Source organism: Pseudomonas oleovorans subsp. oleovorans, from assembly GCF_002197815.1.
Classification (GTDB): Bacteria; Pseudomonadota; Gammaproteobacteria; order Pseudomonadales; family Pseudomonadaceae; genus Aquipseudomonas; species Aquipseudomonas oleovorans.
Genome location: NZ_NIUB01000006.1, coordinates 1 through 18,060, shown reverse-complemented (window position 1 = coordinate 18,060; position 18,060 = coordinate 1). Strand labels below are relative to the sequence as shown.

The following is an 18,060-nucleotide window of genomic DNA, read 5'->3' as shown; positions in this document are numbered from 1 at the left end:
TCCTCTCATGACCATGCTCAAAGACCCGTCGAAGAAATACCGTCCGTTCACCCAGATCCAGATTCCGGACCGCACCTGGCCGGACAAGATCATCGACAAGGCGCCGATCTGGCTGTCCACCGACCTGCGCGACGGCAACCAATCGCTGATCGAGCCGATGGATGCCGAGAAGAAGATGCGCTTCTTCAAGTGCCTGGTGGCCGTGGGCCTGAAGGAAATCGAAGTGGGCTTCCCGTCCGCCTCGCAGACCGACTTCGACTTCGTCCGCGAGCTGATCGAAGGCGGCCACATCCCCGACGACGTGACCATCCAGGTGCTGACCCAGGCCCGTGACGACCTTATCGAGCGCACCTTCGAGTCGCTCAAAGGTGCCAAGAAGGCCATCGTCCACTACTACAATGCCTGCGCACCGAGCTTCCGCAAGATCGTCTTTAACCAGGACAAGGCCGGTGTCAAAGCCATCGCCGTGGCCGCCGGCACCACCATCAAGCGCCTGGCCGATGCCGCGCCCGAGACCCAGTGGGGCTTCGAGTACTCGCCGGAAGTGTTCAGCAGTACCGAGATCGACTTCGCCGTCGAGGTGTGCAACGCAGTGATCGACGTGTTCCAGCCGACCCCGGCGAACAAGCTGATCCTCAACCTGCCGGCCACCATCGAGTGCGCCACGCCGAATAACTACGCCGACCAGATCGAGTGGTTCGGCCGCCACGTCGACCGCCGCGACAGCGTGCTGATCAGCGTGCACACCCATAACGACCGTGGCACCGGCGTCGCCGCTTCCGAGCTGGCCGTCATGGCTGGTGCCGATCGCGTCGAAGGCTGCCTGTTCGGCAACGGCGAGCGCACTGGCAACGTCTGCCTGGTGACCTTGGCGCTGAACCTCTACACCCAAGGCGTTGACCCGGAGCTGGACTTCTCCGACATCGACGCCGTGCGCAAGGTGGTCGAGGACTGCAACCAGATTCCGGTACACCCGCGCCACCCGTACGTCGGCGACCTGGTACACACCGCCTTCTCCGGCTCGCACCAGGACGCCATCCGCAAGGGCTTCGCCCAGCAGAAGGACGATGCGCTGTGGGAAGTGCCGTACCTGCCGATCGACCCGGCCGACATTGGCCGCGACTACGAGGCGGTGATTCGCGTCAACAGCCAGTCCGGCAAGGGCGGCATCACCTTCCTGCTCGAACAGGAATACGGCATCAGCCTGCCGCGGCGCATGCAGATCGAGTTCAGCCAGGTGGTACAGCGTGAAACCGATCGCCTCGGCCTGGAAATGACTGCTGCGCAGATCTATCAGTTGCTCGAAACCGAATACCTGCAAGCGCGCAGCCCCTACACCCTGAAAGGCCATCGTCTGCAGGAAGAAAACGGCACCAGCGCGGTGGATATCGAGGTCATCGAAGGTGCTGAAAAACACCACTGGCACGGCATCGGCAAAGGCCCGTTGGAAGCCCTGGCGGCAGCCCTGCCGGTTGCCGTCGAGGTGATGGACTACAGCGAGCACGCCATCGGTGCCGGCACCAATGCCAAGGCAGCGGCCTACATCGAGCTACGCGTCAACGGCGGTCGTGCCCTGCACGGCATCGGCATCGACGAGAACCTGACCACCGCGAGCTTCCGCGCCCTATTCAGCGCGCTGAACCGCGCCCTGAGCCAGGCCGAGTCGCAAGCGGCCTGAGCCCTGAGCTGAACGCACAACGCCGGGCAATGCCCGGCGTTTTTGTGGTCGCGGTAGGGACGGCAGTTACCTGCCGCCCCCCGCACAGATCCGTACGTGCGGAACTACCGCATACGGCTCCTGCCTCAGGTTCGTGACGCGAAGCGTTCCTCCGGATAGGGATGTGCAGTTCTGGGCTTCGGTATGTAGATGTCTGCGAGACGACCAAAGCGTGACCACTGGAGCCGGTTACGCTGGCTGCGCCGCTTGAGAGCTTGCCGCCAGAGGCGGCAGACCGCCGAACGAAAACCACCAAGACGTATCAGGTTTCCCGGCACCGCGTGGTAATTGAGGTAACCACTCACCACCCGAGTGAGCCATTGCCCTTGAACCCGGATGGGTTCATGACGTCGACGTTTCAGCTCATCCCGAATGGCCAGTAGCGTTGCACACATTCGCTTCTTGACCGTCAGTCGCAGCACTTGAAAACCACCGCTTCTGTTGGTGCTGCAACAATGTGTGAAGCCCAGAAAGTCAAACGTTTCCGGTTTACCCAAGCCTCGCTTCCTACGATTTCTCGCAGCAAAACGACCAAAGCGGACGTTGCCTGCCATCGGTTTTGGGAATGTAGACCCGTCGTGATGGCGTTGCCCGATAAGCTCCGCTGTGGAGCTTTGCGTGCAAATCGGTTACCCGCTGGAGAAGACCTTCCTCGTATTCCCGCCACGACAAGCCGTATCCGTCCGGCCAACACACCTTCCTGGCCCCGACGCCAAAGGCGATGGTGTCCACCTGATTTAAGTGGACACCATTTCTAGCCTTTTAAGCGGGTCTTTCATGCAGCCACAACGCCGTTCCTACTCCAAATCCTTCAAGGCCCAGATCATTCAAGAGTGCGCCCAGCCCGGGGCCTCGATTGCCAGCGTTGCGCTGAGCCACAGCCTCAACGCAAACCTCGTCCATAAATGGATCCGAGTGCACACGCAGAAAGCCATGGCGCTGCAACCTGCTTTCATTCCTCTGTCCTTGCAGGCTATCGGGACAAAGTCGGATTCCGCGTCATCGACTATCTGCCTGGAAATCCCACACCCGCGCGGTACCATCAAAGTGAACTGGCCGACCGAAAGCGCCGCTGCCTGCGCGACCTTTCTGCGAGATCTGCTGCGATGATCCGCATCGACTCCATCTGGCTCGCCACCGAGCCTATGGACATGCGTGCTGGCACCGACACCGCAATGGCGCGGGTGGTGGCGGTGTTCGGTGCGGCGCAGCCGCACTGTGCTTATCTGTTTGCCAATCGCCGCGGCAATCGGATGAAAGTGCTGGTGCACGACGGGTTGGGTATCTGGCTGGCGGCGCGCCGCCTGCACCAAGGCAAGTTCTTCTGGCCCGGTTCTCGACACGGCTCTCAGATGGAATTGGGTGCCGAACAACTACACGCCCTGGTGCTGGGTTTACCCTGGCAACGACTTGGCCGGATAGCGCAATTTCTATTCTGTGATGCCTGCCATGGCCTGCCTGACCGTGCAATTGTCCGATGAGCCTCTCGTCGGGTTTAGCCTGCTCGGGCAAAATCGGCGGCATGACTTCGCTGCCCAATCTAGACCAACTGCCCCCTGAACAACTGCGCGCTCTGGCGGCGCAGTTGATGCAACGTGTCGAGAGTCTCGATCAGAAAGTCGAGACAATGGGCAAGAAGATCCACCGCGACCAAACGCTTATCGAAAAGCTGACCCACGAGATTGCGCAGCTCAAGCGCTTCAAGTTTGCCAAGCGCAGCGAGCAATTGAGCCCGGATCAAGTCAGTCTGCTTGATGACCTGATCGACACCGACATTGCGGCCATCGAAGCAGAACTTGAAGCGCTGAAACCTGCTCGCGCTTCGACTGAGGTTCGGCAAAAACCTAAACGCACCGCCTTGCCGCCACAGTTTCCACGCACTCTGATCCACCATGAACCCGATAACAGCCACTGCCAGTGCGGTTGCGCGCTCAAGCGTATCGGTGAGGATGTCAGCGAGAAACTCGACTACACACCGGGCGTGTTCACCGTTGAGCGGCACATCCGTGGCAAATGGGTCTGCGATCAGTGCGAAACCCTGATCCAGGCACCGGTTCCGGCTCAGGTCATCGACAAGGGCATCCCAACCTCAGGGCTGCTGGCCCATGTCATGATCGCCAAGTTCGCGGATCATTTACCGCTCTACCGCCAGGAATCGATTTTCGGTCGAGCCGGTTTGGTCATCGCCCGCTCGACCTTGGCCCAATGGGTCGGCAACTGTGGTGTGCAGTTGCAGCCGCTGGTCGATGCCCTGCGCGACGCGGTGCTTGCCCAGCACGTGATCCATGCCGACGAAACCCCGGTTTCGATGCTCGCGCCCGGCGAGAAGAAGACCCATCGCGCCTATGTCTGGGCCTACGCCACCAGCCAGTTCTCGGACGTGGCAGCGGTCGTTTACGACTTCAGCCCCAGCCGAGCCGGAGAACACGTCCGCAACTTTCTGCAAGATTGGAAGGGCAAGCTGGTCTGCGATGATTTTGGTGGCTACAAGGCCAGCTTTGAACTCGGTGTCACCGAGATCGGCTGCATGGCCCATGCCCGGCGCAAATTCTTCGAGCTACACGCCACCAATAAAAGCCAGCTTGCCGAGCAGGCCTTGAGGTACATCCAGCTGCTGTACGAAATCGAGCATGAAGTCCGCGACCTAAAACCGGATTTACGCCGCCGAATACGACAAGAAAAAGCCGTGCCGGTGATGGACGTTTTGCATGCCTGGATGATCACCCAGCGCCTACTTGTGCACGATGGCTCGGCCATCAGCAAAGCATTGGATTACAGCCTCAAACGCTGGACGGCGCTGTCGCGCTATCTCGATGACGGCGCCGTACCCATTGACAATAATTGGGCAGAGAACCAGATCCGGCCATGGGCGTTGGGGCGCAAGAACTGGCTCTTTGCAGGTTCACTGCGCAGCGGTAAACGGGCAGCGGCGATCATGAGTTTGATCCAGTCAGCTCGACTCAACGGGCATGACCCGTACGCCTATTTGAAGGACGTCCTCACGCGCCTGCCGACGCAGCGGGCAAGTGAGATTGCGGAGCTGCTGCCGCATAGGTGGCGACTGGTTTAGTTGCGCAAGACGGGATGCCCAGAAGCATACAGTTCAGGACCTGGGTTACCTAGGGTCTGTTGCCGTTTCGCGCACGGCCGCGTCGAAACGGCAACAGACCCTAGCGATCAGGAAGCAATCCTGCTTAGATATCGAGGCAGATCTTACCGAAGTGACGATTACTTTCCTGATAGCGGAACGCCTCAACAATTTCGTCCAGCGGAAAATGGCTATCGATAACCGGACGCATGCCATTGGCATCGATAGCCCTGATCATCTCCTGCTGCTGGGTACGGTTTCCAACCAGCACACCCTGCAGTCGCAACTGCCGTGTCAGCGCAGTAACGATGCTCAGCTCCCCGGCAACGCCGGTAAGGATACCAATCACAGAAATATGCCCACCAATACGTGCCGCAATCATCGACTGCTCCAGGGTCGCGGGCCCGCCTACTTCGATGACGTGGTCAACGCCCCGATCATTGGTTAACTCACGCACTTTCTCGCCCCAGTTGGGCGTACGGCGATAGTTGATCAGGTGGTCGGCCCCCATGGCCTTCAACCGCTCCAGCTTCCCGTCGCTGGAAGAGGTGGCAATGACCGTCGCGCCGGCCATTTTGGCGAACTGAAGCGCGAAGATCGAAACACCGCCGGTGCCCTGTATAAGAACGCTGTCCCCAGGCTTCAACGAATCGTCGGCCATCAACACGCGCCAGGCGGTCAGGCCGGCCGTGGTAAGCGTTGCAGCCTCAGCATGAGTCCAGCCCTGGGGCGCCTTGGTAAAAGACGTGGCTCGCGCCGTAACGGCTTCCCGAGCATAACCATCGACACCATCGCCCGGTACCGTTCCAAAACCCTCCTGCTGCGGCTCGCCATCAAGCCAGTCAGGAAAGAACGTACTCACGACCTGATCGCCTACGGCGAACTCGGTGACACCCTCACCTAAGGCAACCACCTCTCCAGCACCATCTGCCATGGGAATCCGCTGCACGCTCGGTCCCCACAGGCCGCTTACGACGGCAAAGTCATGGTAATTAAGGGAACTGGCACGCAGCCTTACTGTAATTTCACCAACCTTTGGCGCCGCCGCTTCGCAACTGCCGATAACGACATTGTCATAGCCGCCGCCCGGCTTGAGATAGATGGCTTTATACGACATGAATCTGACTCCTCTGGAAGAACGATTTTGCAGGTTCGCGCGAGCAAACTCAGACCTTAACACTCCCCGGCGAGCAGAGCATCAGTACTTTCGCGGCGCGCCTTAATGGCGCCGGAACACCAAACGAATCAATCAACAGTACATAAACTGGCATGGTCGCGGTAGGGACGGCAGTTACCTGCCGCCCCCCGCACAGATCCGTACGTGCGGAACTACCGCATACGGCTTCTGCCTCGGGTATGTGACGCGAAGCGACCCTCGGGATAAGGATGTGCATTTCTGGGCCTAGGTATGTAGAGGAACAGGACGAGGTTCTTGAAGGTGAGCTGGCGTCGGCGGGTAAAGTCTTGAGGATTCTGGCGGTGGGCGGCGATGAAGGCGGGACAATCGAGCGGACTGGTTATTTTTTGTACAATTTTCAAACCAGGGCTTAGCTGGCGGTGTCAAGCGATGCGGTATAGGTAGTCAAAAGGGCTTCTCCCATGCACTGATTTGAGCGCTAATTATATGATATTTATGGATAATTTCCAAAGTTGATGACATTGGGCTTTAGCCGGTCCCGAGTGAGCGAAGCGAACGGCTTGAACCATTTGTTAGGCTTTTGACGAATAGATAGAATTATAACGCCGTTTGGCAAGCCAACAGGAAACAATAGAAATAATTGTTGGAAGAATAAGTAAAATCAAAGCAAAAGTTATTGCAAGATCACGGCTGTCGTATATTCGCTGCGGAATGTCTTGCGATAAAAATATTCCCGTTGGCAATAAAGAGCCGAGTAGAGCAATTTCTGCAGTGCCAAATTTATTCTTGCCGTTTAAACGCTTTTTAACTGCTGCGAAAATACTAGCGGCATAAGATATTGGAGCATACGAGAAAGCATTAAAGAATACTTTGTACATCATGCTCTCGTTATAGGTGTGTATGAAAAATGATCTAGCAATTTGCGCCCAAACGAGAACGCATATAGCTAAGGCAAACATTCCATACCAGTCTCTATGCTGCGATTTCATGTTTTTAATGCCTAACGTTTGGTTAAGGGGCGGGCTTTAGCCCGTCCCAGCGAGCAGAGCGAGCGATTTGAACCGTTTGTTAGGCGTGGTGCGATGCTGATTTTTATTAATCCTTATTATTTTTTTCTTTGATTCTTTCTTGTGCGCGTAAATTTGCAGTTTCTTTAAACTCAATAGTTGCGGCAGCAGCCTCTATTGCGCCATTTTTAATTGAAGTTATTATTTCGTTTCTCTTTCCTATGACTATTTTTATGTTTCCGATAACGCATGCTGCTAGCAAGAGTACTGCCAGCCCAGTAAGTTTTATGCTAGGCGGCCGGATTCCAGATTGCTCTACGTATAGTACAATGGCTAAAAATATAAAAAGTATAATTCCGTTAAATTTTAACATTGCAACTATTGCTGATTTCATGAGTTCTCTCGATTAGTTTTTGTCTGGCGTTTTTTTGCAGTGTCGGATTCAGCTAGGCTCAAGCCCGTGAAACGAGCAGGTTGAGCTCGTTGCCAGGAGTTGCTTGTAAGATATTTTTGATTTCATCGCTGCGCTAGGACATTGAAGCTGGATATTTGGTTTTCGATTAGTTTGTAGTTTGGCTCGCCGCTAAATACGGTGTGCTCAAGGCTAATTATCAGTGTTGCGGATGCTCGATACACAATGTACTGTGCACGCGAAACTTTAAATCCCATGGAGTTGTAAGATAAACTTTCAGTCCGAACTGCAGGAGTGCCTTTAAATGTCCCGGTGCCGGACTGCGATGAAACTAGCTTGATTCCAGAGACTTTCATGATTTCACTTTGTCTTTTGGATAGCTCATTTCCTAGCGTGTTTATATCTGAAACTGTCAGGCTATCAAATTCTTCTTTTGTTAACTCTGGAGGTCCGATCAGGATTCTTGTTAGGAATACTTCATTGCCATTTTCTTTGTAGATCATGAAAGGTGTGGCGATATCTTTTAGATCGACATAGTGTTCTACTTTTGCTTTATTGGCAATTGTGCTCGCTTGGTTCATTAGCTCGGTCGCATGAGAACTAGATACAATACGCCAATCTTTGGGTATAGATATTTCATAAAGCCCATCTAGTCTGTAATTTTCAGCATGTGTAATGAGCGGATGCGAGGTAAAAATGGCTATTAATATTAATATTTTTTTCAATGTAATATCTCTTTTGGCTTAAGAGTACGCCCTTTGCGATTTTGTTGCAGTGCCTAACGATTAAGCTAACTGGCGGCCAAAAGCGCAGCTTTTGGACGTCCAGCGAACGAAGTGAGCGATAGTTGAGCGCATTGTTAGGAGTGCTCACGCAGTATTGTTGATACCTTTTTCCCTAATACGCTTGACTTGAAGCTTGGTTTAGAAGCAATGATCTTTTCGTAAGCGCTGGCTATTTGTACTAGGTATTGGGATTTGAATCCTGGCTTTTTTGTGGCCCACTGCTCTGACTCGATTAGTTTAATTGCTGTTTCTAACCGTTTCGCAAGATCGATGTTTGACCCTTTGCGTGGCGGAGTTACAGGCTCAATATCTTCTTTGCGAGCACGATCATTGCGATTAGCGGTCTCCCAGTCCAAGGCACGAGCCATGTTGCCTCCTAACAGTGATTAGATGGAAGGCGGTACTAATCCGATAGTAGAGCCTTCCATCTAACTCCGCACTATCGCCATCGCCGCCCTGGAAAAACTCTTTTCAAATCATGGCATTACCAGCCAGCCCCTGATGCCTGGATGTATTCGCTTGACTTCCTCATTTTTGCTCTACCATTACTACTGTACAAAAACACAGCTAAGGAGTCGACCATGGAAACCTCCAGCAAACCTCGCCTGCAGGAGAAGTTCAGGGCGGTGATGCGCTTGCATCATTACAGCATCCGCACCGAAAAATCCTACTGGTACTGGATTCGCTATTTCATCCGTTTCCATAAGCTGCGCCATCCACTGGAGCTTGGTGCTACCGAGGTCAATGCTTTTCTCACTTGGCTGGCAGTTGAGCGTCAGGTGGCTGCCGCCACCCAGAATCTGGCACTCAATTCGCTGGTTTTCCTATACGACAAGGTCTTGCAACAACCACTCGGGCAAGTGGGTGAGGTGGTGCGCGCAAAACGCTCAGCGCGTATTCCTTGCGTACTTACGCATGAGGAAGCCACGGCGCTCATTGCCAGGCTCGGCCAACCGCATCAGCTACTGGCTTCGCTGATGTATGGCGCCGGCTTGCGAGTGGTGGAAGCTGCACGTTTGCGTATCAAGGATGTGGATTTCGATAAGCAGATCATCACCATTCATGACGGCAAAGGCGCCAAAGACCGAACGACACTTCTGCCGGCGCCCTTGATCACACAGCTGCTGGAGCGCAGAGAGCGTATGTTTCGCGCCTGGAAGCAGCGGGACAGTTTTTATCACGCTCCCGTCAGCCTGCCATTTGCGCTACGTCGCAAATACCCCAAGGCGGGATGTTCATTCGAGTGGCAGTGGCTGTTCCCGTCGACCGGACTTTGCACGGATGAGGACGGGCAGATCGTTCGTCATCACCTTCATGTCAGTGCCATTCAGAAAGCTGTCAGACATGCCGTGCGGCAATCCAATCTGCACAAGCCTGCCAGTTGCCATACCTTTCGCCACAGTTTCGCCACCGAGTTACTGCGTCGAAGGAGTGATATTCGCACTGTGCAGACGCTACTGGGGCATGCGGATATACGTACGACGCAGATCTATACGCATGTGCTGGGACAGGGCTTTGCCGGTGTAGTCAGCCCGCTGGGGTGAGCGCGGCAAGCACTTGGCTGGGTTGTCACGACCGCCATTCGAATTGCATTCGGGCTACGAGGTCTGTGCCGCTAGGCCTTGGGCAGCGCCTCCAGCACCTGCCGATACAAACCCTGCAGGCGCAGGGCATCCTCTTCGTCCAGCGTCTCTTGCTGAAGGCGGCGAGCGAAAACATCTTCCACGCTCAACTCGTCCAGCGTCTCTCGCGCTTCACAGGCCAAGCTGGCTGCCGCATTGCCGCGTTCACGACGGATACGCAGCACCTCCACGGGATGCCCTTCGCACAGGGCGTTGATGCGGCTTTGTAGGTCGCTCAGGTAGTCGTCGGTGCTCACTTGCACTTCCAGCCATACGGGCCGTTCGGGCATGCCCTGCTTGGCGGTTTCGGCGATGGCATCGGCCAGTTCCTTCAGCGAGCCGCGCAGGCTGGCCATTGGCTGAAATACCGGCACGGGCAGCGCTATGATCGAGTGCAGCGCAGCCTCGCCGAACTGCAGCAGCAGCACTTCCTTCTGCTGGCGCGCCTCGTCGAAGGACAGGGCAATCGGCGAGCCGCTGTAGCGAATGTGCTCCAGGCCGCCGACCTTTTGCGGGCGGTGGATATGGCCAAGGGCGATGTAGTCCGCCGGCGGGAAGGCGCTGGTGGGGAAGGCTTCCAGGCTGCCGACGTAGATCTCGCGCACCGATTCGCTGGCGCTGGCGCCAACTGTGGTGAGGTGACCGGTGGCAATGATCGGTAGCGTCAGGCCCAGCTCGTTACGCTTGATAACCGCCAGTTCGTACAGTGCCCGGTAATGCTCAGCGATGGCTTGCTGCAGCGACTGCTGCTTGTCCTGCGCGCTCTGCCCCGCCTGGCTGGCCATGACGTCACGCGGGCGGATAAAGGGAATGGCGCAGAGGATGGCGCCCGGCTGGCCAGTACGATCATTGAGTACCAGTACCTGTTCAGCCAGGTCGACGCCTACGCTCGGCACCACCTGGGTGCCCAGTTGCCCCAGCAGGCTGCGACTTTCACCGAGCATTGCTGGCGAGTCGTGGTTGCCGCCGAGCACCACCAGGGCGCAGCCGACGTCGCGCAACTCCACTACCAGCCGGTAGTACTGCTCGCGGGCATAGCTGGGCGGCGCACCGGTGTCGAACACATCGCCGGCGATCAGCAGCACGTCCACCTGATGCGCGTGCACCTGCTCCAGCAGCCAGGCGCAAAAAGCCTGGTGTTCGGCCTGGCGGGTCTTGCCCATGAAATGCTGGCCCATGTGCCAGTCGGAGGTGTGCAGGATGCGCAAGCTCATAGCGGCCAGTCCTGTACGACGACATGAGTCTTGACCCGCTGCATGTGCGGGAAGGTTTCGATGGCCGCGCGCACTTCGCTCAGGCGCGCCATGCTCGGCGCCTCGACCAGTACCAGCATGTCGGTCTCGCCGCTGATGCCACTGCAATGGCGGATTTCCGGGTATTCGCGCATGCGCTCGACATAATCCTGGCAGCGACCGTTCTGGTAGAAGAGCTCGAGAAAGGCCTTGACCCCGCCCTCGCCCGGCACCGCGACCTGCGCGTGATAGCCGCGAATCACCCCGCTCTTTTCCAGATGGCGAATGCGCTCGCTGACCGCCGAACGTGACAGGTTGACCTCACGGGCGATGTGGCTGACGGAGGTGCGCGCGTCGCTGCGCAGCAGGGCGAGGATCTGGCGATCGAACTTGTCCACGGGCTTCTCGGGGTGGCAATCAGGTTGACGGAGGAAACCGCCATTTCGTCGGCAAAAGGCGACAGCCTGCAAGCGGGCGGCGCTCTACCATGGCGGCTCCAATAAAGGCGTGAGCATACCCCATGAGTCGATTGAACAAGGAGTTGGGCCTGCTGCAGGGTGTCGCCCTGCTCAGCACCTCGCTGCTCGGCACAGGCATCTTCGTGGTGCCAGCGCTGGCCGCCACGGCCGCAGGCGCGGCGTCGCTATGGGCCTGGATGATCCTCATTGCTCTGGTGCTGCCGGTGGCCTTCACCTTCGCTCAATTGGGCAAGCGCTTCCCACATGCCGGCGGCGCGCCGCACCTGATCGGCCGCGCCTTCGGCCTGCGCATGGAAGGCGTCAGTGCGCTGCTGTTTCTCGCCGTACTGCCGGTCGGACTGCCGGCTGCGCTGCATATCGCCAGCGGCTTCTGGCTGGCGCTGCTCGACCTCGACCGCGTCGGCCTGCTGGCCATCGAATTGGTCACGCTGGCTGCCATTCTGCTGCTTGGCCAGCGCCCGCCAAAAGCTTCGGGCCTGCTGCAGGGGCTGATCGCCGTGGCCATCGTTGCCAGCGTTGCGCTGATCTGGTGGATGGGTGATCTGCCGCGCACCAGCCAACCGCTGCTGCCAGCCATGGACGGCCAATGGCATTTGCTGCCGACAGCGCTGGGGGTGATGTTCTGGTGCTTCGTCGGCATCGAGGCCTTCACTCACCTGGGCGAGGAGTTCAAACGCCCCGAGCGCGACTTCCCCCTGGCGCTGCTGCTCGGTGTGCTGCTGGCTGGCCTGGTGTACTGGGCCTGTTCGGTGGCGGTGCTGAGTTTTGCCACCTACGGTGACGTGCACAGCGATACCACCGCGCTACCGCGCCTGTTCGAGCAGTTGCTCGGCGAGCAGGCGCGCGCGCTGGTGGCGGTGCTGGGCTACCTGGCCTGCTTCGCTTCGATGAACGTATACATCCAGGGGTTCGCCCGGCTGATCTGGAGCCTGGCCGAAGAAGGTCGCCTGCCTGCCAGCCTGGCCGTGCGCAACCGCCAGGGCGTGCCGGGCAAGGCCTTGTTGCTGGTGGTGATCAGTTGCGCGCTGTGCGCCGTACTGTCGGCCACGCTGAAGCTGTCGGTGGATGACCTGATTCGCTATGCCAATGGCAACTTCGTGCTGATCTACCTGTTCAGCATGGCAGCGGGCTGGGTGCTGTTGCGAGGCATCTGGCGTTTGCTGGCCGGGCTCAGCACGCTGCTCTGTGCGGCGGTGCTGGTGATGCTCGGCAGCGATGCGTTGTATGCCGTGGCGCTGCTCGTCGCCCTGCTGCTGCTCGATCATCTGCGCGCCCGGCACAAGGCGTTGGCGTAGCGATCCTCCGCGCACGCCTGGTGGCGGATGAAAGAGCGTCATCCTCACCACGGATGACCGTGGGGAACATGGGTTCTATCCTTAGGCTGAATTTGCCGAAAGGAAGCCTCATGCGCCGCATACTCAATGACCTGAAAATCATGATCCTGGCCAACCTGTGGATCGTGCCGGTGATGGCCGCGCTGGTCTGGGCGCTGTTCCAGTTCGTCGCGCCGCCACCACCGATGAGTGCCAGCATGGCCACCGGCACGCAAGGCGGCGCCTATCAGCACTTTGCCGAGCGACTGAAGGAAGAACTGGCCAAGGAAGGTTTCGAGCTTACCCTGGTGCCCACCTCTGGCTCGCGTGACAACCTGCAACGCCTGCTCGCCGAAGCGCCCGAGGTGCAGATCGCCCTGGTGCAGAGCGGCCTGGAGCGCCAGTTGGCGCCTGACGAACAACGTCAGTTGCAGAGCCTGGGGGCGATCTATCAGGAGCCGCTGTGGCTGTTCTATCGCCGTGACGTTGAGTTGGATCGCATTGCCGACCTGCTGCCGCTGCGCCTCGGCCTGGGCGGCGAAGGCAGCGGCACCCGCGCCGCCAGTGATGCCATTCTCAGCGCCAATGCCATCGAGCCAGAACAATATCCCGACACCTGGCAGAGCCTCGGCGGTGGCAAAGCCGCTCGGGCGCTGATGGCCGGCGAACTGGATGCAGCGTTCTTCGTCGGTCCGGCAGAGAACGCACTGGTTCAGCAACTGGCGGCCAACCCGGACATCGCCCTGGCACACTTTCGGCGCGCCGCCGCTTACGAGGCGCGACTGCCGTTCTTCAATCAGGTGAAGGTCGGTGAAGGTCTGCTCGACCTGGCCAGCAATGCGCCGGATCGCGACATCGTCACCCTCTCTCCAGTCGCTACCCTGGTGGTCAACGACGACTTCAACCCTGGCCTGGTACCGCTGTTTCTCGAAGCCAGCCGTGAAGTGATGCGCAGCGGCACCCTGCTCGACGCCGCCGGCACCTTCCCCAGCGCAGAGCCGCGCACCTTCGAGCTGCACAAGGATGCCGGGCATTACTACGCCAAGGGGCTGCCGATTTTGCAGCGCTACCTGCCGTTTCGCATCGCCTCGCTGGCCGACCGCTACATCATCCTGCTGATCCCGCTGATCGTGGTGATGATCCCGCTGTTCAAGGCCGTCGGGCCGATCTACCAGTGGCGTATCCGCGCGCGCATCTACCGCTGGTACAAGTACCTGCGCGAGATCGACCGCAAACTGCACGCTGGCTCCCTGCCGGACGCGCTCGGCAGCGAAATCGAGCGCCTGGAGAAACTGGAAGACGAACTCGCCGCGGTGGAAGTGCCGCTGTCGTATTCCAATGAGCTGTACGAGCTGCACATGCATGTGCGCTATGTGATCGAGCGCTTGCGCGAGTTGCAGCGGCGGCGGCAGCCGTAGGGTGGACATCGTTTTTTCATGTCCACCGATGCGCAGCGGATGGAAAAAGCGTCTCCACCCTGAGTAAAAGTAAAAGTGAAGTAGCCGTTTCTGACGAGTAGGAGCCGCGCCTCGCGGCGAATGGTTCAGGCAACCTCGATCATGAGCTGAACCCACCATTCGCCCCGGGGCGGGGCTCCTACAGTTAGTGGACAACGCGAAGTTTGTCCATCACTTGGACTGACGCAATGGTGGGCAGCGTCATCCACTCTGCGTAAGGGTGGAGTAGCCAGTTCTGACGGGTAGGAGCCGCGCCTCGCGGCGAATGGTTCAGGCAACCTCGATCATGAGCTGAACCCACCATTCGCCCCGGGGCGGGGCTCCTACAGTTCGTGGACAACGTGAAGTTTGTCCATCACTTGGACTGAGCCCGCGACGACTTCTGTGGGCTTTAGCCGCGAGCAGCTGCATAGCGTTCACCGATGCATGCGCACCAGAATCCATGACCCGCTTCGGGTAAACTTCGCCTCTTGTTTCATTTGCCCACGAGACCGCCATGCCGATCCGTCACTGCATCGTCCACCTGATCGACAAGAAGCCCGACGGCAGCCCTGCCGTGCTGCACGCCCGCGACAGTGAGCTGGCCACGTCGCAAGCCATAGAGAACCTGCTGGCCGACCTCAACGAGAGCTACAACGCCAAGCAGGGCAAAGCCTGGGGGCTGTTCCACGAGGAATCCGGCGCCTACCCGTTCAGCGGCTGGCTCAAGGCCTATCTCGATGGCGAGCAGGACTTCACCGCCTTCAGCCGCCAGGCCGTCGAGCACCTGCAGAAGCTGATGGAAGAATCCAACCTCTCCACTGGCGGTCACGTGCTCTTCGCCCACTACCAGCAAGGCATGACCGACTACCTGGCTATCGCCCTGCTGCACCACAGCGAAGGCGTGGCGGTGACCGACGCGCTGGACGTGACGCCGGCCAAACATCTGGATCTGGGCCAGTTGCACCTGGCCGCGCGCATCAACATCAGCGAGTGGCAGAACAACAAGCAGTCCAAGCAGTACATCTCCTTCATCAAGGGCAAGAACGGCAAGAAGGTCTCGGACTACTTCCGTGACTTCATCGGTTGCCAGGAAGGCGTCGACGGCCCCGGCGAAACCCGCACCCTGCTCAAGGCCTTCAGCGACTTCGTGGAAAGCGAAGACCTGCCCGAAGAACAGGCCCGCGAGAAGACCAAGACCCTGGTCGGCTACGCCAGCGGCCAGGCCAAACTGGGTGAACCGATTACCCTGGAAGAACTCTCCGGGCTGATCGACGAGGAGCGTCCCAAGGCCTTCTACGAGCACATCCGCAACAAGGACTACGGCATGGCGCCGGAATTTCCGGCGGACAAACGCACCTTGAGCCAGTTCCAGCGTTTTACCGGGCGGGCCGAAGGGCTGTCGATCAGCTTCGAGGCGCACCTGCTGGGCTCGAAGATCGAATACGACGAGGGCCGCGACATGTTGATCATTCGTCAGTTGCCGACCCAGTTGAAGGATCAGCTCAAGCGGCGGCAGGATTGATGCATTCGTAGGGCGGGCCGGGCGGCGATCCGCTTTAGCAGGCCGTTGAAAAACGTAGGCGAGGCAGCCAATGCAAGGCAAAAACAGGCGAAAAAGCGGAGTTTACGAGCTGTAAATGAGCATTTTGATCGGACTCGCGCACGAGCCTGTTTTTAACGCAGCAGTGGCAACGCAGATAGTTTTTCAACAGCCTGTTAGCCCACCAAAGCAGTCCAAGTCAGCACCCGAGCTACCTTAGGAAGCTGAGATCGTTGTTGGTGGGCTGAAGCCCACCCTACAAACCTGACCGCGCTATCGCACAAGGACGCGCAACCATGAAGACGATTGTGCTGCTGCTCGCCGCGCTGGCTCTGTGGCAGAACTGGGACAAGATCGACCGCTGGCTAAACCCGCCACAGGCCGGCAATGCCAGCGGCGAGATCGTGCTCTACGCGACGCAGTGGTGCGGTTACTGCGCCAAGACCCGCGAGTTATTCGCCGAGGATGGCATTGTCTATCGCGAAGTGGATATCGAGAACGATGCGGCTGGCCGCGCCCAGTACCAGGCGCTGGGTGGCCGGGGCGTGCCGGTGATCGACCTGCGCGGCCAAGTGATTCACGGCTACGACGTGCGCGCCATCCGCGCCGCCTACTGACCTCAACTCAGCGAACTATCCTCACGCCGCCACTGCCGTGGGCTGACGCCGAACCAGCGGCGGAAGGCGCGCGAGAAGGCGCTGGTTTCCGAATAACCGAGCAACGGCGCCAGGTGCGAAATGGGTAGCTGCGGCTGACGCAGGTAACGGCTGGCCAGTTCGCGACGCACGTTGTCCACCAGTTGTGAGAAGCTCAGCCCCTGCTCACGCAGACGCCGCTGCAGCGACCAACTGGCCATGCCGAGCATTTCCGCGACATCTTCCAGCGCCGGCTCGCCGTACAGCAGACGCTGGCGAATCTGCTCGCGCACATCGTTGACCATATCCCGCTCACCACGCCCGCACAGGGCGCTGATCTGGTTCAGCGAGTCCTGCATGACCATCAGCAGTACCGGATCACTGTCCGGCATGGCGCGGTCGAGGCCGCGCTTGGGAATCAGCAGGGAATTGCACGGCTGCTCGAAATACACCGGCGCATCGAACACCTTACAGTGCTCGTGCCAATGCTCCGGCCGTGGGTGTTCAAAGTGCACCGCGCGCGGCGCCCACTGCGGGCCAAGCACATGACGCACCAGGTTGAGGGCCATGCCCAGGGTCAACTCGGCATCCTGGCGGCGGCTGAGAATGGCGCCATGGCGTACCTGATAGTCGAAGCGGTAGCACTCGCCCTCATCGACCAGGCGGATCAGGCTGTTGCGCTGATGTAGCGGGAAGGCACGGGCGAAGTTGATCAGCGCCTGTTCCAGGGTCGCCGAACACAGCCCGATATAACCAAGCAGGCCAAGCGCCTGCGGCTTGAACTGCTGGCCGTAGTACAGACCGAAGTTATCGCAGCCAGACTGATGCGCGGCTTCTTCCAGCACCTGGCAGTAATTGGGCAGCGCCAGGCTCAGGGTCGGATGGCGCAGGCACTCGGGGTCGATGCCGGAGACCCCGAGGATACGATCCGGGTCACCGCCCTGCTTTTCGATGAAGCCGCACAGGCCACTCGCAGCAGCCGCCAGCACACCCGCATTAGCCGGCGCACCGGACAACAGCGAAGCGCCGAACGAACCACCCGCCTGGGAGAAAAAGGCACTCATCGGGGCCTCCTTGGTAACAATGCGTTTCGGCAAGCAAGAAATACGCCTGCACTGTCGCACCGCAAAACCACGGTTCAAACGCCACCTCCGTGCCCCGCCCTGCCGGGCGAGTGAGTCATTTTGAAACATCCGCACCAAAACGCAGCGGACGACTTGACCCATTACGACACAGGCAGCGTCGGCGCCTGCAAAGTTGACTTTGCACGACAGCAAGCCCCCTGTGCAGTCAAGTTGCGCCCATGAAATCGGCTCATGATCGACCCAGGCTGAACGTCAGCTCACCTGCTACGTACAACTACAACAACATCGTTTCGGAGAACGCTCATGATTTATGCCAAGCCTGGAACCAGCGGCGCCCTCGTCACCCTCAAGCCGCGCTATGGCAACTACATCGGCGGTGAGTTCGTCGCCCCGCTCAGCGGTCAGTACTTCAGCAATACCAGCCCGGTCGATGGCTCGGTAATCGGCGAATTCCCCCGCTCCAACGCCGCCGACATCGACAAGGCTCTCGATGCTGCTCACGCCGCTGCCGACGCCTGGGGCCGCACCAGCGTGCAGGAGCGTTCGCACATCCTGCTGAAAATCGCCG

19 protein-coding genes and 1 pseudogene are annotated in these 18,060 nt (G+C 58.7%); 10 read left to right on the top strand and 10 right to left on the bottom strand.

Annotated elements, in window-relative coordinates:
* The first annotated feature begins 7 nt into the window (after positions 1–7).
* Entirely contained in the window at positions 8–1,678 is a 1,671-nt protein-coding gene (gene leuA, locus PSOLE_RS04825) for a 2-isopropylmalate synthase (RefSeq protein WP_003462787.1), read from the top strand.
* A gap of 125 nt (positions 1,679–1,803) precedes the next feature.
* Here the strand turns inward: leuA and PSOLE_RS04820 are convergent, their stop codons facing one another.
* Complete coding sequence (locus PSOLE_RS04820; RefSeq protein ID WP_244597211.1) at positions 1,804–2,214, bottom strand: RNA-dependent RNA polymerase family protein; 411 nt, start codon at positions 2,212–2,214, stop codon at positions 1,804–1,806.
* A 280-nt stretch (positions 2,215–2,494) separates the two neighbouring features.
* On the opposite strand from PSOLE_RS04820, the gene tnpA reads away from it, so the two are divergent.
* The 3 genes from tnpA to tnpC are packed head-to-tail and all read left to right on the top strand — an operon-like array spanning position 2,495 to position 4,787.
* A complete protein-coding gene (gene tnpA / locus PSOLE_RS04815; protein WP_003462815.1) occupies positions 2,495–2,827 on the top strand; it encodes an IS66-like element accessory protein TnpA in 333 nt (110 codons plus the stop codon).
* On the top strand, positions 2,824–3,198 hold the full coding sequence (gene tnpB / locus PSOLE_RS04810; protein WP_139204913.1) for an IS66 family insertion sequence element accessory protein TnpB: 375 nt from the start codon (positions 2,824–2,826) through the stop codon (positions 3,196–3,198). The genes tnpA and tnpB overlap by 4 nt, the downstream gene beginning before the upstream one ends.
* Before the next feature lie 41 nt (positions 3,199–3,239).
* Positions 3,240–4,787 (top strand): IS66 family transposase, encoded by a 1,548-nt coding sequence (gene tnpC, locus PSOLE_RS04805; protein ID WP_074856595.1) that lies wholly within the window; start codon positions 3,240–3,242, stop codon positions 4,785–4,787.
* Positions 4,788–4,911: 124 nt separating this feature from the next.
* Here tnpC and PSOLE_RS04800 read toward each other — a convergent pair whose 3' ends face one another.
* The 6 genes and pseudogenes from PSOLE_RS04800 to PSOLE_RS23585 all read right to left on the bottom strand — a co-directional run bounded on the left by PSOLE_RS04800 (position 4,912) and on the right by PSOLE_RS23585 (position 8,515).
* Complete coding sequence (locus tag PSOLE_RS04800) at positions 4,912–5,922, bottom strand: zinc-dependent alcohol dehydrogenase family protein (protein WP_003462818.1); 1,011 nt, start codon at positions 5,920–5,922, stop codon at positions 4,912–4,914.
* 272 nt (positions 5,923–6,194) lie between these two features.
* Positions 6,195–6,344 (bottom strand): annotated as a pseudogene (locus tag PSOLE_RS04795) (IS4 family transposase); the annotation flags it as partial.
* Positions 6,345–6,515: 171 nt separating this feature from the next.
* A complete protein-coding gene (locus tag PSOLE_RS23605; RefSeq protein WP_125875284.1) occupies positions 6,516–6,932 on the bottom strand; it encodes a hypothetical protein in 417 nt (138 codons plus the stop codon).
* A gap of 106 nt (positions 6,933–7,038) precedes the next feature.
* A complete protein-coding gene (locus PSOLE_RS23600; protein ID WP_139205064.1) occupies positions 7,039–7,344 on the bottom strand; it encodes a hypothetical protein in 306 nt (101 codons plus the stop codon).
* Positions 7,345–7,466: 122 nt separating this feature from the next.
* On the bottom strand, positions 7,467–8,087 hold the full coding sequence (locus PSOLE_RS23595) for a hypothetical protein (protein ID WP_158212579.1): 621 nt from the start codon (positions 8,085–8,087) through the stop codon (positions 7,467–7,469).
* 134 nt (positions 8,088–8,221) lie between these two features.
* Complete coding sequence (locus PSOLE_RS23585) at positions 8,222–8,515, bottom strand: hypothetical protein (RefSeq protein WP_139205061.1); 294 nt, start codon at positions 8,513–8,515, stop codon at positions 8,222–8,224.
* A 213-nt stretch (positions 8,516–8,728) separates the two neighbouring features.
* On the opposite strand from PSOLE_RS23585, the gene PSOLE_RS04790 reads away from it, so the two are divergent.
* The gene (locus tag PSOLE_RS04790; protein ID WP_074861302.1) at positions 8,729–9,691 is read left to right on the top strand and encodes an integron integrase; all 963 of its coding nucleotides are present in this window, start codon (positions 8,729–8,731) and stop codon (positions 9,689–9,691) included.
* A 71-nt stretch (positions 9,692–9,762) separates the two neighbouring features.
* Here the strand turns inward: PSOLE_RS04790 and sbcD are convergent, their stop codons facing one another.
* Both sbcD and PSOLE_RS04780 read right to left on the bottom strand, forming a co-directional pair.
* The gene (sbcD, locus tag PSOLE_RS04785) at positions 9,763–10,983 is read right to left on the bottom strand and encodes an exonuclease subunit SbcD (protein ID WP_074861303.1); all 1,221 of its coding nucleotides are present in this window, start codon (positions 10,981–10,983) and stop codon (positions 9,763–9,765) included.
* Positions 10,980–11,399 (bottom strand): Lrp/AsnC family transcriptional regulator, encoded by a 420-nt coding sequence (locus PSOLE_RS04780; RefSeq protein WP_074861305.1) that lies wholly within the window; start codon positions 11,397–11,399, stop codon positions 10,980–10,982. The genes sbcD and PSOLE_RS04780 overlap by 4 nt, the downstream gene beginning before the upstream one ends.
* Before the next feature lie 122 nt (positions 11,400–11,521).
* Between PSOLE_RS04780 and yjeH the strand changes: the two genes are divergently transcribed.
* The 4 genes from yjeH (at position 11,522) to PSOLE_RS04760 (ending at position 16,389) form a co-directional block, all read left to right on the top strand.
* Positions 11,522–12,775, top strand: coding sequence for an L-methionine/branched-chain amino acid transporter (yjeH, locus tag PSOLE_RS04775; protein ID WP_074861306.1), 1,254 nt, complete (start codon positions 11,522–11,524; stop codon positions 12,773–12,775).
* Between the two features lie 110 nt (positions 12,776–12,885).
* The gene (locus tag PSOLE_RS04770) at positions 12,886–14,211 is read left to right on the top strand and encodes a TAXI family TRAP transporter solute-binding subunit (RefSeq protein ID WP_004424185.1); all 1,326 of its coding nucleotides are present in this window, start codon (positions 12,886–12,888) and stop codon (positions 14,209–14,211) included.
* 535 nt (positions 14,212–14,746) lie between these two features.
* Complete coding sequence (gene yejK, locus PSOLE_RS04765; RefSeq protein ID WP_074861308.1) at positions 14,747–15,754, top strand: nucleoid-associated protein YejK; 1,008 nt, start codon at positions 14,747–14,749, stop codon at positions 15,752–15,754.
* A 314-nt stretch (positions 15,755–16,068) separates the two neighbouring features.
* Positions 16,069–16,389 (top strand): glutaredoxin family protein, encoded by a 321-nt coding sequence (locus PSOLE_RS04760; protein WP_004424189.1) that lies wholly within the window; start codon positions 16,069–16,071, stop codon positions 16,387–16,389.
* 2 nt (positions 16,390–16,391) lie between these two features.
* Here PSOLE_RS04760 and qhpR read toward each other — a convergent pair whose 3' ends face one another.
* Positions 16,392–17,471 carry an AraC-like transcriptional regulator QhpR gene (gene qhpR / locus PSOLE_RS04755; RefSeq protein WP_039964972.1) on the bottom strand — a complete coding sequence of 360 codons (1,080 nt, stop codon included), beginning with the start codon at positions 17,469–17,471 and terminating at the stop codon, positions 16,392–16,394.
* Between the two features lie 324 nt (positions 17,472–17,795).
* Between qhpR and PSOLE_RS04750 the strand changes: the two genes are divergently transcribed.
* On the top strand, positions 17,796–18,060 hold a 265-nt coding region (locus tag PSOLE_RS04750; protein ID WP_140418988.1), incomplete at its 3' end, for an aldehyde dehydrogenase family protein.

Coding starts and splice junctions, on each gene's coding strand:
- leuA (WP_003462787.1), top strand. CDS start 8: ATGACCATGCTCAAAGACCCGTCGAAGAAATACCGTCCGTTCACCCAG.
- tnpA (WP_003462815.1), top strand. CDS start 2,495: ATGCAGCCACAACGCCGTTCCTACTCCAAATCCTTCAAGGCCCAGATC.
- tnpB (WP_139204913.1), top strand. CDS start 2,824: ATGATCCGCATCGACTCCATCTGGCTCGCCACCGAGCCTATGGACATG.
- tnpC (WP_074856595.1), top strand. CDS start 3,240: ATGACTTCGCTGCCCAATCTAGACCAACTGCCCCCTGAACAACTGCGC.
- PSOLE_RS04800 (WP_003462818.1), bottom strand. CDS start 5,922: ATGTCGTATAAAGCCATCTATCTCAAGCCGGGCGGCGGCTATGACAAT.
- PSOLE_RS23605 (WP_125875284.1), bottom strand. CDS start 6,932: ATGAAATCGCAGCATAGAGACTGGTATGGAATGTTTGCCTTAGCTATA.
- PSOLE_RS23600 (WP_139205064.1), bottom strand. CDS start 7,344: ATGAAATCAGCAATAGTTGCAATGTTAAAATTTAACGGAATTATACTT.
- PSOLE_RS23585 (WP_139205061.1), bottom strand. CDS start 8,515: ATGGCTCGTGCCTTGGACTGGGAGACCGCTAATCGCAATGATCGTGCT.
- PSOLE_RS04790 (WP_074861302.1), top strand. CDS start 8,729: ATGGAAACCTCCAGCAAACCTCGCCTGCAGGAGAAGTTCAGGGCGGTG.
- sbcD (WP_074861303.1), bottom strand. CDS start 10,983: ATGAGCTTGCGCATCCTGCACACCTCCGACTGGCACATGGGCCAGCAT.
- yjeH (WP_074861306.1), top strand. CDS start 11,522: ATGAGTCGATTGAACAAGGAGTTGGGCCTGCTGCAGGGTGTCGCCCTG.
- PSOLE_RS04770 (WP_004424185.1), top strand. CDS start 12,886: ATGCGCCGCATACTCAATGACCTGAAAATCATGATCCTGGCCAACCTG.
- yejK (WP_074861308.1), top strand. CDS start 14,747: ATGCCGATCCGTCACTGCATCGTCCACCTGATCGACAAGAAGCCCGAC.
- PSOLE_RS04760 (WP_004424189.1), top strand. CDS start 16,069: ATGAAGACGATTGTGCTGCTGCTCGCCGCGCTGGCTCTGTGGCAGAAC.
- qhpR (WP_039964972.1), bottom strand. CDS start 17,471: ATGAGTGCCTTTTTCTCCCAGGCGGGTGGTTCGTTCGGCGCTTCGCTG.